This window comes from Lysinibacillus sp. ACHW1.5, assembly GCF_022014815.1.
GTDB lineage: Bacteria > Bacillota > Bacilli > Bacillales_A > Planococcaceae > Lysinibacillus > Lysinibacillus capsici.
Genome location: NZ_CP091777.1, coordinates 1,664,299 through 1,679,777 on the forward strand (window position 1 = coordinate 1,664,299; position 15,479 = coordinate 1,679,777).

Sequence of the window (15,479 nt, forward strand, 5' to 3'; positions counted from 1 at the left end):
GTTTTCTCATCTATTGACTAAAGGATGCACTACTTCTATAAGTCTGTCAAGCTGAATGGATAAATTACTTGAAAGTTTTGATAAATTAAGAAAGGGATGCGCTAAAACGCTAAAGAGGTCGCTTATTCAATTATTTAAACCACCAAATCGCAATGAAAAGGGGAAGCATAGCCAGCACAATGACAAAGAAACTCCAAATGACTTGTTTCCCTGAAGACATATTTTTGGGTTTAATGCTCATTTGTTCATACAGCTGGTTAATGGCCCGTTGCTCTTTCGCATAAAGCATTGCTTGAAATTCTTCGTAATCTTGTATATAGCTAGATGGGGCACGTGGACTGAAGCGTAAATTTCGAATGGAATCTGTAATCTCTTTGTCAGCCATCCAATACGTGATGACAGGTGCTAAGCCTGCGTTTTGTGTGGCCTTTACCTCAATGTCATGGGATTTCATTTTATAGTAAACCTGTCCATGCTCATCCTCATATTGCGTGACAATATCACTTACTGCCATTATCAATCACCTCTTATGGAAGTTATCTGGTTTATCATGAGTTTCTACTATTATAATGGATTAGGGAAGAAAAGTATCGCTTGAGCGAGCATAAATTGTGAAACCGAAATTTGAAAAAAATTTTTGGATAAAGTCATAAACTTACATCTAGTGAGAACAACGTCATGTAGTATAATGTATATAGTTTTTTAAAAGAAGTTGAAGGAAGGGAAAGTTTTGGACATCTCAACGTTATTTGCGTTTTTAGGGGCTGCGATGATTTTAACCATTATGCCAGGGCCCGATAATTTATTTGTGCTTGCCCAAAGTATTACACAAGATAAAAAAGCGGGTATTGCCACATCTCTTGGATTGTGTACAGGGCTACTTGTTCATATTAGTGCAGCAGTACTTGGTATTTCTGCGATAATTTATCAATCGACCATTATTTTTACCATCGTCAAATTTGCAGGAGCAGCGTATTTATTATATCTAGCTTGGCAATCATTTCGTGCTAAAGGAGACCCTTTTACGTTGCAACAGCAAAATACGCAAGCCTATATTAAATTATATAAAAAAGGAATATTAATGAATATTTTAAATCCTAAAGTATCGTTATTTTTCCTAGCGCTGTTACCACAGTTTGTTAATCCATCGCAAGGACATGTGGCGTTTCAAATGCTTATTTTGGGTATTGTATTTTTAATACAAGCGCTTGTATTATTTTCATTGTTTAGTATATTTGCAGGGAAAGTTAGACAAGTCATTATTGGTAAACCTGCGATTGCTAAACGACTAAATACAGTTCAAGGTATTCTATTCACATTTATCGGGATACAGATTGCCATCAGCAAACAGTAGGGAGGAATGGACATGGCTATTTTACATATTACCTTTAGCTTAGCAACGCAGGGTTCTATGAAACTTGCAATTCGTCAACATCGTTTGCAGCGAAATGAATCAGTTCTAAGTGTCCATGATGATCTCTCGATTGGACCTCTTCAAAACTTTGAAGAACGTAAAACTTGGTTAGCCACGCATATTTTAGATGATGATGACCAGCAATTGTATGATGAGATGTATGAAAACTGGAGGAAAAAAATCGCTAATTTACCTTGTGATGTGGATGTGTGGATTTGGTATAGTCACAACACACATGAACAGATAGGACTGCGCTATGTGATGAGTGAGTTAATTCATAAATGCAGTATGGTGTATGGTATTGATGCAACGGAGAATCTGAAGAGTATTCACCCCAATTTAGACATTCGCCATACAGGCGAGCTTTCCTCGGAAATGCTAATGAAGCTTCGCCCTAGTGCAAAACGATTCTCTGTGCAAGAATGTCAGCAACTCGCTAAGGAATGGGAAAACATCAAAGAACAGCCAAGTACATTACGGTTATGGAAAAGTGAACTATTGCATGTAGAGGAAGATGCAATGGATGCATACATTATCGCCAGTGCAAAAAATTTGCATTTACAGCAAAATGAAGAGTGGCTAATGCCTACGCATATTTTGGCACAGACATTTGAAACATTTGTCCATTATGTAGGAAATGATTTTGTAGAGTATCGCTTACTGACGCTCGTCGAACAGGGAGTATTTGCAATGAAAGGCGATACAACGGATATTTTTTCCTATCAGGTTAAATTACTGTAGCATAAAAAAGATCAGGGCTGCCAAAGCCTTGATCTTTTTTATATTATTTATTGTCATAAAAATCAAAGACAAATTGTTTAAACTGACGTGCAGATGGCGGTAAATAACGATTTTCTATCCAAGCCATGCCGATAATTCGTTCACATACCATATCCTCAACATGGATTTTAACAATTTTTTTCGGGTTTAAATCCTCATCATCGGGTAGTAAGGAAACGCCAAGCCCCGCACCAACAAACCCAGCGATTGTCGATACTTCATCACCTTCATAAGAAATTTTAGGCTTAATGCCCGCAGCATTTAATAAGCGATCAGCTGAGCGGCGTAATGCATAGCCTTTTTTCATTAAGACAAAACTTTCATGCTCCAATTCTTTCATTTTGATGCTTTTACGATGGGCTAATGGATGGTCAATTGGGACCATTATAAAGAGCTCATCTCGCCATAACTCCTTCCAACAAACTGGTGGCTCTGTATCGATCGCAGCTAGTAGGCACAGGTCTAACTCACCTGCCAGTAATTGTTTTAACTGTGAATGGGAGTAGTTTTGTGTGAAATGAAAACGGATATGGGGATGTTTTTGACGGAAGGCACGAATCAAGTCGGGTACAATACTCGTTCCAAGTGTATGTAAAAAACCGAGTGATACATCTCCGAGTTCGGGATTATTAAGCTCCTGTAACTCTAAAACAGCCTTTTCATATTCTTTACGCATGCGCTGGACACGATATAAAAATAGCTCTCCATATCGGTTTAGCATAATCGAGCGCCCTTGTCTGTCGAAAAGCGGTACACCTAATTCTTCCTCCAGCTTTGAAATTGAACGACTAAGTGCTGGCTGTGAAATCGCTAATGCTTCGGCAGCCCGTGTCATATGCTCTAACTTTGCAACGGTTACAAAATATTCTAATTGTTGCCACTCCATTTTTTTCACCTCTTTTCTTGTGATTTTTAAGTTATCTGCATTATAACGGGAAACAGACGGGAAGTATAGGTAGCAAAAATTTTTTAAAAGGACGTTGCAATTATTTAGCAGAATGGAAAAGTTAAGTAGCAGAAAGTGTGATAGTACAGCCGTTAAGTTGACATCATTCATGCACAATACACATTGATTTGATAAAAACTATAAATTGTACATTATGAATAAAGGGTGTTAAGATAGACACATAAAATACACAATTATTAATTTCCGTGAAGGGGATATCATAAAATGAAGTTAACAAAGCCACAACCTCTAACAATCGAGGGAGGCAATAAAGCCGTACTATTACTGCATGGATTCACAGGTAGCACAAAAGATGTGAAAAAGCTAGGAGAATTTTTATCTCAACGAGGTTACACTGTGCATGCACCAATTTATAGTGGGCATGGCGTAGAACCAGAAGCATTATTAGAAACAAAACCAGAAGATTGGTGGAACGATGTAGTAGAAGGTTATAACTTCCTACAAAAGAAAGGCTATGAAGAAATCGCTGTTGTTGGGATTTCACTTGGAGGTGTCTTTTCATTAAAGGTAGCAGAGACATTCCCAGTGAAAGCATGTGTAGCGATGTGTGCACCGATTACACGTGATAATTCAAAAGGCTTATTTACACGTTTGTACCACTATGCTCGTTTATATAAACACTTTGAAAATAAATCAAAAGATCAAATTATTTCAGAATTACATGAATTACGTATTTCACCGAAGGATTCATTGGACGGCGTAACACGTTTAACAACAGAAACGCGTGAAGAATTATCAACGATCAAAGCACCAACTCTTGTGTTACAAGGCTCACTAGATGATGACCTCTATCAAGAAAGCGCACCTTTTATTTTAAATACTGTGGAAACAGACGACAAAGAAATCATTTGGTATGAAAACTCTGGCCACATTATTACATTGGATAAAGAACGCGATAAAGTGTATGAAGATGTTTATAAATTTTTAGATCATATTGAATGGTCAGTTGCAAACTAAGAAGGGGCTGTCAGTAGACAGCTCTTTTTTTGTTGAATCTCACTGGATAAACGAAAAAACTATTGTAATTATAATAAATGCTTGATAACATGATGAAATTGTAGTGAAAAATCATTCGATTAAAATAATTTGCTATAGTCTAAAACTTCTAAGGAGCACATCAATTATGCAACAAAAAATACCTTTTTCAACTTACGCAGTCATTGGTACCATGTTATTTGGACTGTATTTTGGAGCAGGGAACCTAATTTTTCCTATTCAAATGGGTCAATTTGCAGGGACTAATTTTTGGTTTGGATTAATCGGATTTTTAGTGACTGCTATCGGCTTACCATTCCTCGGAATTTTGGCAATTGGCTTATCAGGTAGTAATGGTTTACGTGATCTAGCCAATCGTGTTCATCCTATATTTGGTATTATTTTTTCATTGGCACTGTACTTAACAATCGGACCATTCTTTGCCATCCCACGTACAGCAACTGTACCATTTGTAGTAGGGTTTGAGCCATATATTCAAGCACAGCATGCAACACTGCTACTAGCTGTATTTAGCTTTATATTTTTTGCTATTGTCTACTATTTTTCTTTAAATCCAGCGAAAATAATGGATTATATCGGTAAATATTTAACGCCTGCATTTTTAGTTGTTTTATTTATTTTAATTATTACAAGCATTACGAAGCCAATGGGCCATTTCCAGCAGCCAATCGGTGCATATATGGATGCTGCCTTTATGACAGGCTTTAAAGAAGGCTATAATACGATGGACGCCCTTGCCTCACTAGCCTTCGGGATTGTTGTCATTAATGCAATTAAAAGTGCAGGGATTACAGATCGTAAGGAAATTGCCAAGGCTACATGGACATCAGGTATTTTTGCGATGGCTTTAATGACGCTGATTTATGGTCTCATAACATATATGGGCGCTTCCAGTATTAATGCTGTCGGGACTTTTGATAATGGTGGTTTAATCTTTGCGGCAGTGGCCGATCATTATTTCGGCTCATTTGGAGCTATTTTATTGGCGGTCATCATCGTGCTCGCTTGCTTAAAAACAAGTATCGGCTTAATTACATCTTGTAGTGAGTTTTTCCATGAGGTATTTCCAAAAATTAGTTACAAATGGTTTGTGTTTCTGTTGTGTGCTGTATCCTTTACGATTGCGAATTTTGGTTTAAACAATATTATCAAATATGCTATTCCAGTTTTAATGTTCTTATATCCATTAGCAATCGTCCTAATCTTGCTCGCTCTAAGCTCATCCTTCTTTAAGAATAAGCAAACAGTGTATGCCATAGCGATGATTTTTACATTTTTCATTAGCCTGATTGACGGCTATAAAGCGCTGGTAGAAAGTGTGCCAGATGCGAAGTTAGGTATATTGGATGCAGTAGAGAAATACTATTCTGCGATGCTACCTTTTTATGATATTGGCTTAGGATGGATACTGCCAGCGTTAATAGGGGCAGTAATTGGAAGCATGATTCCGTCTCGAAAAGTTATATAATGAAAGAAACACGCACAGAAAATGTCTCTGTGCGTGTTTCCTTATGGATTAGTAAGCTGTCCAGCCACCATCAACCGCAATAACTTGTCCATTCACAAAGCTAGCCTCATCTGAGCCTAGGAAGATCGCTAATTGAGCGATTTCTTCTGGCTGACCAGCCCGCGGATTGATGGATAGTCCTAGTGCTTGTCGTGTAGCACCCGTTTGGCTCATGTTTGTCATGGAAGAGGCGATATTGGTCATCACTGCTCCTGGCGCAATACCATTACAGCGAATATTTTTATCAGCATACATAAAGGCTGTATTTTTTGTTAAACCAACTACCGCATGTTTTGAAGCTGTATAAGCAGCCCCAGCCCGTGCCCCATATAAGCCACCAGCAGAAATATTATTGACAAAGACACCATGTCCTTGCGCAAGGAAAATTTCTGTAGCCATACGCATAGAGCGCATAACAGCTGTTGTGTTCACAGCAAATACTTTTTCCCATCGTTCATCAGAAATTTCTCCAACTGGCTCCATACCATCCATAATACCTGCATTGTTGACTAATATATCTAATTGACCATAGTTCGTTTTTGTTTCATCAAATAAACGTTGTAAGTCTTCTGTTGATGCGACATTGGTCTGAATGGCAAATGCTGTTCCTCCAGCCGCTTGAATACCTTCCACAACCGCTTGGGCACCCTCTAAATTTAAGTCTGAAACGGCAACCTTAGCGCCTTCTTTTGCATATCCTTCTGCAATGGCTTTCCCCATACCTGAAGCTGCACCTGTCACAATGGCTACTTTACCTTCTAATCTCATCTCAAAGACCTCCTCATCGTAATTTCTTTATTTATTGAACATCTGTTCATTAAAATCATATAATAAAGATGAAAGCGATTTCAATATGCAAAAAAACGGGATGTGTTGAGTAATCAACACATTTGGACAATCTGTTTATTAAGGAGCTGAAAAAATTGCGTACTACGGATTTACGGATTATTAAAACGAAGCAAGCTCTCCACGATGCTTTATTGACCTTGCTTAGCCAAAAACCATTGGAGCAAATCTCCATTGCTGAAATTTGTAGAGAAGCAAAGGTCAATAGAGGAACCTTCTATTTACACTACGAGCAAAAAGAGGGGCTCTTTGAAGAATACTTTCAGGAGATAATGGAGGATTTATATCAATCCTATGAAGAACCCTATCGTGCCGTCACGACATTGGACACAAATCAATTAGATCCCAATACCATCCGTATTTTTCATCATATTGAACGCTTTAAAATGTTTTACCGTATCGTCTTTTCTAAAAATGTCCCGCTGACCTACTATTACATGCTTTTTGATGGCATTTATTCCCTACTAAAACGTGATATTACCACACAGCACATACATCAAATGGGGGATCATATCTCGATCGACTATTATAGTGCCTATCAAGCAAACGCCATCATCGGGCTCATCATCCAATGGTATCGTGGCGATTTCAGCGATAGCGTGACCATGTTAAATCAACAGCTAGCAGCTATTTTAAAGAATGTGAGGAGTGGGGGATAGAACGCTTGAATTGAAGGATAGAAGAGAAAAAGTGGCGGATAGAACGCTCAATTTGAAGGAGAGAGTAAGAAGCAGTGGATAGGACGCCAAAATTGAAGGATAGAAGAGGAAAAGTAGCGGATAGAACGCTCAATTTGAAGGATAGAAGAGAAAAAGTAGCGGATAACCACTCAAAGAGAAGGTCTACATCAACTTGTAGACCTTCTCTTTTCTATTAAATCATCGGACTGGAGCTGGCTTAAATGTGACGATCAACGTAGCAATGGCTAGTGTCACGAAGATGATGATGGCCAATGAGCTACTGTTTTGCAGGAGATTATCAGAACTACCACCAAAGATGATTGTGTAGTAGCCATCTGCTCCATACGAGGCAGGTAGCATGGCAGCGACCTGTTTGTATCCTTCAGATAGCATGGTTTTTGGAACAAGTACACCTGATGTTACTAATTGGAGTGAGAGAGCACAAATATTAAATATCATCCCCATATTTCCAAAGGCAATCACAAATACTTGGGCCAAGCTGAGGAAAGCAAGATACATTACAGATTGGAAGAGATAAATCGACAGCAGGCTTTCTTGACTATCGATATTAAAAAGGTGCATCAAGCCAATTGTTATGAATGGCAATGTAAAGGCTACGCCCACATTGAGTAGCTGTCTTGCGAGAAACAATTGCCATTTTGATAGGCTGTCTTGAACGAGCTGTGCTGCTTGTTGGTGTTGCATAATCATAACCATCGCTCCCACAAACGAGGAGATGATGACCATAAGTGGGACAAAGTTTGCAGCAAATCCCTTTACATCATTGGTTTTTACAATCGTACCATCGACGGGATGGTCTTTGACATTCATTACTGTCGTTTTGACAGAAGTGGTAATTTGTTGGGCAGTGTGTTGCTCGAAGGGAAGCTGAGCAAATTGTTGAGCAAAGACTGCAACCGCTTGATTTTGTTGCATTGGATACAGGGCTTGATTGATTTCTTCTGTTAATTGCTTTGCTACACCCTCCATCATATTTTTCGCTACACTTGCATTGGCTTGATTAATCGCATAAATAATTTCAGCCTCTTTCCCTGCCTGAATTTGATTGGTAAAATCGGATGGAATTTGCATAATCATATTAATTTGTCGTTCGTTTAATGCGCGCTCAGCTTCCTTCATCGAAGAATAGTCCTCCATTCCAAAGGGGATGGAGCCTTTGATGTTCTGTGCTACCTGTTGACCCATTACAGAATCTTCCACAACAATACCAATGCTTAACTGTTCTGCTCTTTCATTGACACCATCATAGGCAGTCATCCAAATTGTAAAGAAGATTAATTGAAAGGCAATGGTTGCAACAATGCCGATATAGGTTTCACGAACTCGCAATAGTGCTTGTAAACCTGTCATTTTTTATTCCCCCTAAAATTAAGTAAGTACTTACTTGCATTGATTAGAAAAATTTTTTCTAGGAAACGAGTCCCCTAGAAAAAATAGCAACACTAGTTTGTAAAAGTTCTTCCGTTGGTAAGTCAGATACGATAGTTCCAAGTCGAGCACGTGACATAAAATGACCAAAATTCAAAGCGATAAGCGATAGCGCTGCTGCTTCAAAATCAACTTCCCTTATTTTCCCCTGTTGATGCATCTCTTGAAAATAGTGAATGAGCTCCTTTTTGATGAGGAGAGGGATATTGGCGATTTCCTCACTAATTTCAGGAAATTGAATGGATTCCTTAAAGCCGATCATGACAAAATCTTTAATCGACATTAAAAAATGAAAATGCTTCAGTGAGAAATTTAACAAATCCTTTTCTAATTCCCACGTTACATTTTGATTGATCTCCTGCTGTAGAAGCGGATAATAAGAAAATTGCTCAATAATGGCCTTTAATAAACCACGTTTGTTACCAAAGTGACGGAAAAGAGTGACCTCATTGACACCTGCTAATTCTGCAATGGTTTTGGTCGTTGCAGCTGTATAGCCTTTTTCACTAATCAATTGTAGAGCAGCTTCGATAATTCGTTGCGCAGTTCCTTTCGTTGTCAAGAACATACTTCCTTCCATGCAAGTAATTACTTACATCCTAGCATAGTGTACGAGGATCTGCAACACTCTGAATGAGCGTTGACAATTATATCGACTGCTGATATATTTTAAATGTATCGACTGACGATATATTGATGGACGATATAAAGGAGGATTTGTATGACACAGGAGCATCCGCCATTAACAGAGGGCGTTTATTATATTTTATTAGCATTATTTGAGGCGAGGCATGGCTATGGCATTATGCAATTGGTGGAAGAAATGAGCAATGGAAGAGTGCGCTTAGGGGCAGGAACCATATATGGTGCGATTAAAACGTTGTTGGAACGAGGATGGATAGAGGCACTTGATGGAGATGGCAGAAAGAAAGAATATATGATTACCGAAACTGGAAAAACAGTGGTGGAATATGAAATTTTAAGATTAAGGGAACTTTTTGACAATGGTATCCGTATAACGAGAGGAGTTGAATAATATGCATAAATATCGATTGATGATTAATCCCTATGCAATAGAGAAGTGGGTCAATGACATGGCTAGTCAGGGCTGGCACTTAAAAAAATTTACATGGATTCGTTTTACGTTTGAGCGTGGAGAACCAAATAGCTATATTTATCGCCATGATGAATTAGAGCGATTCGGTACGCACTATGAAGAGGACTATCTCGAATTTCTCAAATCCTCTGGCATTGAGCAAGTTGACCGCTCTGGTAATTTTGTATTTTTTAGAAAAGCAGCACAGGAAGGTCCATTTGAGCTGTATACAGATAAAAAAACGAAAATTGGTAACCTGTCAAAAAAGGTGATGCTCTTACTTTCTCTTATTCTACTTAATTTGTTCATTGGACTGATCGGTTTAATTGGCGATTTTTCGGAGCAAACAACAGACTGGGTTGGTTTCGCGTTAAATACGCTGAATCTTGTGGTTGTTGTATTATTTGCCCTCCCATTTTATAAGCTTATGCGTATACGTAATCGATTAAAGAGAGAATTAAATGTATTTTCGGATTAACGAAGCGTCTATTATTTTCCGGGAAATCAGAAAATAATGAAAAAGGAAGCATGATTTTATAGTAGGGGTGATGCAAAATGAAAAAAAGAGTGTATCGTTTTTTTATTGATTATGAAAAGGAAGAACGTTGGGTCAATGACATGGCAGATCGGGGGTGGAATCTTAAAAAGACAGTGGTAGGCTACTTTGTTTTTGAAAAAGGGACACCTGGTCAATATATTTATCGAAATGAATTTGTCAATAGAAAGTCAAAGGATTATTTTGAGTTTCTAGACGAAATGAATATCGAGTGTGTGTCTAAGTTTGGTGGGTGGGCCTATTATCGAAAACCAAAATCGGAGGGCCCTTTTGAGATATTTTCAGATGCTTCCTCGAAAATAAACTATATTAAATCCATGAATCACATTTTTATATTCGTGCTACTGTTAAATTTAATCATTGGTATTTATAATCTATCCCTTGGTTTACGGGAATTCGTTGTAGGATCTATGAATACAAGTGTGGGGTGCATGAATTTGATTGTCGCCTTACTGCTATTCATTCCTATAGTTAAAAATGAAAATCGTAAAAAGGGCTTGAAACAAGACTTACATATATTTGAAGGATAAGGAGGAAGACAACATGACATTACAGTTACAGCATGTCACAAAGAAGTACAAGGATTTTACAGCTGTAGATGATTTAAATTTTACCATTGAAAAAGGGGAAATTTTCGGTCTAATTGGTCAAAATGGTGCAGGAAAAACAACGACATTCCGAATGATTTTAGATTTACAGGAGACGACAGCGGGGACGATTACTTGGGATGGGCAGCCAGTTAATGCCATTAACCGAGATGTCCTTGGTTATTTACCAGAGGAGCGTGGTATTTTCCCAACAATGAAGGTAGAGGAGCAGCTTTACTTTTTTGGTGAGCTACGTGGCATGAAACGAGCAGAGCTGAAAAAGGAAATAGATTTTTGGATTCAACGTTTTGAACTGGAGGAAAAACGCAAGGATAAGGCAGAAACACTGTCAAAGGGAAATCAGCAAAAGGTACAGCTCATTGCAAGCTTTATCCATAAACCTGCGTTTTTAATTTTAGATGAGCCGTTCAGTGGGCTAGATCCTGTCAATAAAGATTTACTAAAGGATGCTATTTTACTATTGAAAGAGCAAGGCACGACGATTTTGTTCTCCAGTCACCAAATGGACAATGTCGAGGAGCTTTGTGATCATTTGTGTTTATTAAAACGAGGTGTTTCTTTATTTTCTGGAAGCTTACTAGATTTAAAGAAACAATATGGTAAAACAAAGCTTGCTGTCCGTACGGATTGGTCAACAACACAATTATTGGCACTTGAGGGTGTCAAGGATGTGCGTGTAGAGAAGGAGCAAACCGTGCTTACATTAGTGGACGAAAGCTTTGCTCAAGGTATCTTTGAGCAGCTATCCAATGGGAAGTATATTGAAAAATTCAGCTTAGATTATTTATCGTTAGATGAAATCTTTAAAGATAAGGTAGGTGGCCATGTTGTCGAAGTTTAGTTTATTAATGAAGCAATTATATAAAGCTAAAATTAAATCAAAATCCTTTATCTTAATGACTTGTTTATATGTAATTGTCATGTCAGTGGCTGTCTTCTGGTCAGAAATTAAGGAATTATTCACAGGTGATGATGAAGCACAGCAAATCGCGATTATTAATAAAACCTCTGCTGATCTAAGTGGTATTTTTGTCTCGAATGGAGATATGAATTTTATTCAGGATGAGCAAGATGTATCGACCCTTGAAAAAAGAGTAAAGGACGGCAAGCTGGATGCGATTGTGACGATTAACGACCAAAATGGTCAATTACATGCGGAAATTGCTACGTTCACACCACTGAAATTAAACGATCAATCTACATTATCATCCTTATTACAATATGCAGGACAACACTATGCCGTACAACAATTATCGCTTTCACCTGAGCAAGCAGCACAAATTATGGCAGCTCAAACAACAATTTCAACGAAAAACTTAAATGAGGCATCAACAGGTGGGAAAAGTGAAGAAGAAAAGCAATCAGGGCTAGTAGTTTCCTATGCGGTTGGAATTTTAATCTATTTCTTCATTTCTACATTCCTCTCGATGATTACGACTGAAATAGCCTCTGAAAAAGGCTCACGCGCAATGGAAATGCTTTTAGTTAGTGTCAAACCAGCGACACATTTTAAAGCAAAAATCGCTGGCGTTTTATTGCTCGCTTTAACACAGATGGGCATTATTGCGATCGTGTTCCTTATCTATGCGAAGTTTATCAAAGGTGGGATGGTTTGGGATGCAGCTGCTAGTATTGTCAAGGAATTGTCCGTTGGCTATGTCATCTATGCGATCGTATTCCTACTGTTAACAGTTATCCTTTATCTTATTATCGGTGCATTATTTGGCTCTTTAGTATCGAAAGTAGAAGAGGCGGGTCAAGTATTAATGCCTGCGATGATTATTACGATTATTGGCTTTTATGTTATGCTGACAGGCATGGGGAATCCAGATACAATTATCATTAAAATATTCTCTTATATCCCACTAACTTCTGGCATGATCATGCCAATGCGTATTGGCGCTACAGATATCGGTGGCATTGTACCATTACTTTCTTTAGGAATTTTAGTCGTAACGATTGTTGTCGTATACCTATTCAGTTTATCGTTCTATAAACGTAGTGTATTGACATATAGCTCTGGCGGCGTCATTCAAAAAATTAAAACGGTATTAAAGGTAACAACATAACATAATGGCAGCTACATGGATAATGTAGCTGCTTTTTTGGTGTCATGGTGCCATTGTTAGCAAACAATGTAAAGGAATTTACGGAATCAGTCGAATTTTGGCTAGAAAGAAGCTATAATTTATAAAAGGGGATGGGATGATGTTAGCTAAATCAGAGGTGGAGGCAATTCTTGACCGATCATCAAATCAGCGTTTAGCAACAATCGAAGAAAAAGCGCAGCTCTTTCAAAAGCTTCAACAGCTGTGTCCTACTAGTAAAGAAATAGCAGAAATTCTTCACTATTGCACTGAAGTGGAAATTTTTGTTAATAATGCTCACCCTAATCAATATAGTTTGCAATATAAGGTACATCAGAATGGCTATTGTATAGCAGATTCGTATTTTTTCATCCTATAGAAAATGAAACTTTTTTACATGGTAATCGTAAGTAATTAGTAGAGATAAATTGCAGGGGGTAAAACATATGTCTGAATTCAACAATGATCTTTTAAAATCCAAGGACCCATTCGCTTCAGAAAATCCTTTATTACAGCCAAATCCACTTTTACAGCAAACGGCTGAGCAAAAGCCAGTACTTGTATCTGAGCAGGAACTATCACAAATCGCTCAAAACCAGCTAATGTTAAAGCAGGATCCAGAGGTTCATACACTTGCACAAAAAATTGATGTCAAAGATCAAATTGCCATGCTAGAGCTCGGTAAAGAAACGGCAAGTGGCATTTCAACCTTTTCTGATAAAATGCTCGCAACGATGAAAGCTAGTAAGCTGGAAGAATCGAGTGTGCTTTTAAATAACCTGAATAAAATTATGGATAAATTTGATCCACAGGATTTTGCGGAAGAGAAAAAGGGCGGTTTCATCTCCAAGCTCTTTAACAAAGGAAAAGAGCAATTGGAAAGGTTCTTATCTAAGTATGACAGCATGAATAAAGAAGTGGATGTCATTTACCGTGAAATCCAAAAATATGAAGGGGAAATGAAGCGTAATACCATTGACCTTGAAAATTTGTATGATCAAAACTTAAACTACTTCCAATCATTAAGTAAATTTGTTGCAGCTATTGAAGTGAAAACAGAAGAGGTTCGTGCGTCTTTACCAGCACTTGAACAAAAGGCTCAAAGTGGTGATCAATTGGCAGCTATGGAATATGAAACAATGCTTCGCGCTGTGGAATTATTAGAGCAACGTCGCTATGATTTAGAAATGGCACAACAAGTATCATTCCAATCAGCACCACAAATTCGCTTAATGCAGCAAGGGAACAATCATCTAATTGCCAAGATTAATTCTGCCTTTGTCACAACGATTCCGATCTTTAAGCAGGGGCTTATTCACGCAGTGACATTGAAGCGTCAAAAGTTAATTTCTGATTCTATGGTGGAACTAGATCGCCGTACGAATGAAATGCTTGTGCGTAATGCAGAAAATATTAGTAAGAACAGTGTGAATATCGCTCGTCAAGCTGGTAGCCCAAGCATTAAAATCGAAACCATTGAAACAACATGGCAAACAATTATGGCTGGTATTCAAGAAACAAAGCAAATTCAAGCAGAAACAGCAAGAAACCGTGAAGAAGGTCGTAAACGTATTGAGCGTTTGCAATTGGAGTATGAGAAACTGAAAAAAATGTAAGGCTAAAGCTTCTTGCAGCTATTGTTGCAAGAGGCTTTTTTTATGGAAAGGGTAGGCAGATAGAGGCTCCTTCCACACAAGGGAAATGATCTTTGACAAAAAGCAAAATAGTGATTATGATAATGTTAAATGAGAATGGTTATCAAATAGAAAAGGAAGCGGAAAGATGCTACACAAAGGTATTCGATTACATGTAATTATTGGTGGAGGAGTGAAAAAATAAATGGCAAATAAAATCAATCCCTCTACATTGTCGTATGAGCCTTTTAAAGATGGAACACTTGCTCTATACACGACAGATAGCTTAATGATTGTACCGCAAAGTCGCTATCTAGAGCTTTTGCATATGGAGGAGTTATATAATGCTATGTATAAAGATTTAGATAACAAGCAAAATGGTTTAGAACGGGAACGAAAAATGCTAAAAAAACAAAATGCACAGCTAACAGAAGATTTACAAAAATTAAAGCAGCAAAACACCGTCTTGCAGAAAAAGGTAACTGAATACAATTGCGTGGTGGAGGAGATGAAGGTGCTCCGTCAACAAAATACAGATCTTCTCATTGAACTAAGTAAATATACAGCGATGTCACGAGAGTCATTGACGGGGCCCTTGAAGTCGATGATTCGAGATATGCGTGAGCAAGGGGTTGGAATTAAAGAAATCCATATTCGCATCAAGCGCCAAATCAATCCAGAGATTAGCTATAGTACTGTACGCAAGTATATTTCTGAGCTAGAGTCGGAACAAAAAGGTTAACAGCTTTTAAAAGGAACTAGAAATTTGGCATTTACAGCAGCTACTCAAAGTCCTATAATGAGTCTATTCTTTAACTAGTTTAAGATTATAGGAAATCGTTAACCGATTTCAGTAAGA

Annotated in this window: 18 protein-coding genes; 13 read left to right on the forward strand and 5 right to left on the reverse strand. The window is 37.9% G+C overall.

Annotated elements, in window-relative coordinates; all coding sequences use genetic code 11:
• Positions 1-130: 130 nt before the first annotated feature.
• On the reverse strand, positions 131-514 hold the full coding sequence (locus L6W14_RS07865) for a hypothetical protein (RefSeq protein WP_004229554.1): 384 nt from the start codon (positions 512-514) through the stop codon (positions 131-133).
• A 216-nt stretch (positions 515-730) separates the two neighbouring features.
• On the opposite strand from L6W14_RS07865, the gene L6W14_RS07870 reads away from it, so the two are divergent.
• Together L6W14_RS07870 and L6W14_RS07875 are read left to right on the forward strand one after the other, a co-directional pair.
• Positions 731-1,354 carry a LysE family translocator gene (locus L6W14_RS07870; protein ID WP_048390149.1) on the forward strand — a complete coding sequence of 208 codons (624 nt, stop codon included), beginning with the start codon at positions 731-733 and terminating at the stop codon, positions 1,352-1,354.
• Positions 1,355-1,366: 12 nt separating this feature from the next.
• The gene (locus tag L6W14_RS07875; protein WP_048390151.1) at positions 1,367-2,155 is read left to right on the forward strand and encodes a DUF1835 domain-containing protein; all 789 of its coding nucleotides are present in this window, start codon (positions 1,367-1,369) and stop codon (positions 2,153-2,155) included.
• Positions 2,156-2,198: 43 nt separating this feature from the next.
• On the opposite strand, the gene L6W14_RS07880 is transcribed toward L6W14_RS07875, so the two are convergent.
• Entirely contained in the window at positions 2,199-3,080 is an 882-nt protein-coding gene (locus L6W14_RS07880) for a LysR family transcriptional regulator (RefSeq protein ID WP_016994379.1), read from the reverse strand.
• A gap of 285 nt (positions 3,081-3,365) precedes the next feature.
• Here L6W14_RS07880 and L6W14_RS07885 point away from each other — a divergent pair, with 285 nt between their 5' ends.
• Positions 3,366-4,118: an alpha/beta hydrolase gene (locus L6W14_RS07885; protein ID WP_131519796.1), complete on the forward strand. Its 753-nt coding sequence runs from the start codon at positions 3,366-3,368 to the stop codon at positions 4,116-4,118.
• 166 nt (positions 4,119-4,284) lie between these two features.
• Entirely contained in the window at positions 4,285-5,625 is a 1,341-nt protein-coding gene (gene brnQ, locus L6W14_RS07890) for a branched-chain amino acid transport system II carrier protein (protein ID WP_131519797.1), read from the forward strand.
• Between the two features lie 48 nt (positions 5,626-5,673).
• Here brnQ and L6W14_RS07895 read toward each other — a convergent pair whose 3' ends face one another.
• Complete coding sequence (locus L6W14_RS07895) at positions 5,674-6,432, reverse strand: SDR family oxidoreductase (protein WP_131519798.1); 759 nt, start codon at positions 6,430-6,432, stop codon at positions 5,674-5,676.
• A 155-nt stretch (positions 6,433-6,587) separates the two neighbouring features.
• Between L6W14_RS07895 and L6W14_RS07900 the strand changes: the two genes are divergently transcribed.
• On the forward strand, positions 6,588-7,169 hold the full coding sequence (locus L6W14_RS07900; RefSeq protein WP_131519799.1) for a TetR/AcrR family transcriptional regulator: 582 nt from the start codon (positions 6,588-6,590) through the stop codon (positions 7,167-7,169).
• 219 nt (positions 7,170-7,388) lie between these two features.
• Here the strand turns inward: L6W14_RS07900 and L6W14_RS07905 are convergent, their stop codons facing one another.
• A complete protein-coding gene (locus L6W14_RS07905; protein WP_237900228.1) occupies positions 7,389-8,561 on the reverse strand; it encodes a YhgE/Pip domain-containing protein in 1,173 nt (390 codons plus the stop codon).
• 58 nt (positions 8,562-8,619) lie between these two features.
• Positions 8,620-9,207 (reverse strand): TetR/AcrR family transcriptional regulator, encoded by a 588-nt coding sequence (locus L6W14_RS07910; protein ID WP_036076372.1) that lies wholly within the window; start codon positions 9,205-9,207, stop codon positions 8,620-8,622.
• Positions 9,208-9,360: 153 nt separating this feature from the next.
• Between L6W14_RS07910 and L6W14_RS07915 the strand changes: the two genes are divergently transcribed.
• From L6W14_RS07915 to L6W14_RS07950, 8 genes are all read left to right on the forward strand, one after another.
• Positions 9,361-9,675 (forward strand): PadR family transcriptional regulator, encoded by a 315-nt coding sequence (locus L6W14_RS07915; protein WP_237900230.1) that lies wholly within the window; start codon positions 9,361-9,363, stop codon positions 9,673-9,675.
• Position 9,676: 1 nt separating this feature from the next.
• On the forward strand, positions 9,677-10,213 hold the full coding sequence (locus L6W14_RS07920) for a DUF2812 domain-containing protein (RefSeq protein WP_237900232.1): 537 nt from the start codon (positions 9,677-9,679) through the stop codon (positions 10,211-10,213).
• Positions 10,214-10,290: 77 nt separating this feature from the next.
• A complete protein-coding gene (locus L6W14_RS07925) occupies positions 10,291-10,821 on the forward strand; it encodes a DUF2812 domain-containing protein (RefSeq protein WP_237900234.1) in 531 nt (176 codons plus the stop codon).
• Positions 10,822-10,834: 13 nt separating this feature from the next.
• On the forward strand, positions 10,835-11,740 hold the full coding sequence (locus tag L6W14_RS07930; RefSeq protein WP_048390175.1) for an ABC transporter ATP-binding protein: 906 nt from the start codon (positions 10,835-10,837) through the stop codon (positions 11,738-11,740).
• A complete protein-coding gene (locus L6W14_RS07935; RefSeq protein WP_237900235.1) occupies positions 11,724-12,968 on the forward strand; it encodes an ABC transporter permease in 1,245 nt (414 codons plus the stop codon). The genes L6W14_RS07930 and L6W14_RS07935 overlap by 17 nt, the downstream gene beginning before the upstream one ends.
• Before the next feature lie 139 nt (positions 12,969-13,107).
• Positions 13,108-13,365 (forward strand): hypothetical protein, encoded by a 258-nt coding sequence (locus L6W14_RS07940; RefSeq protein ID WP_237900238.1) that lies wholly within the window; start codon positions 13,108-13,110, stop codon positions 13,363-13,365.
• Positions 13,366-13,432: 67 nt separating this feature from the next.
• Positions 13,433-14,602, forward strand: a complete 1,170-nt coding sequence (locus L6W14_RS07945) for a toxic anion resistance protein (protein ID WP_048390185.1) — start codon at positions 13,433-13,435, stop codon at positions 14,600-14,602.
• Positions 14,603-14,825: 223 nt separating this feature from the next.
• A complete protein-coding gene (locus L6W14_RS07950; RefSeq protein ID WP_048390186.1) occupies positions 14,826-15,362 on the forward strand; it encodes a hypothetical protein in 537 nt (178 codons plus the stop codon).
• The last annotated feature ends 117 nt before the right edge of the window (positions 15,363-15,479 follow it).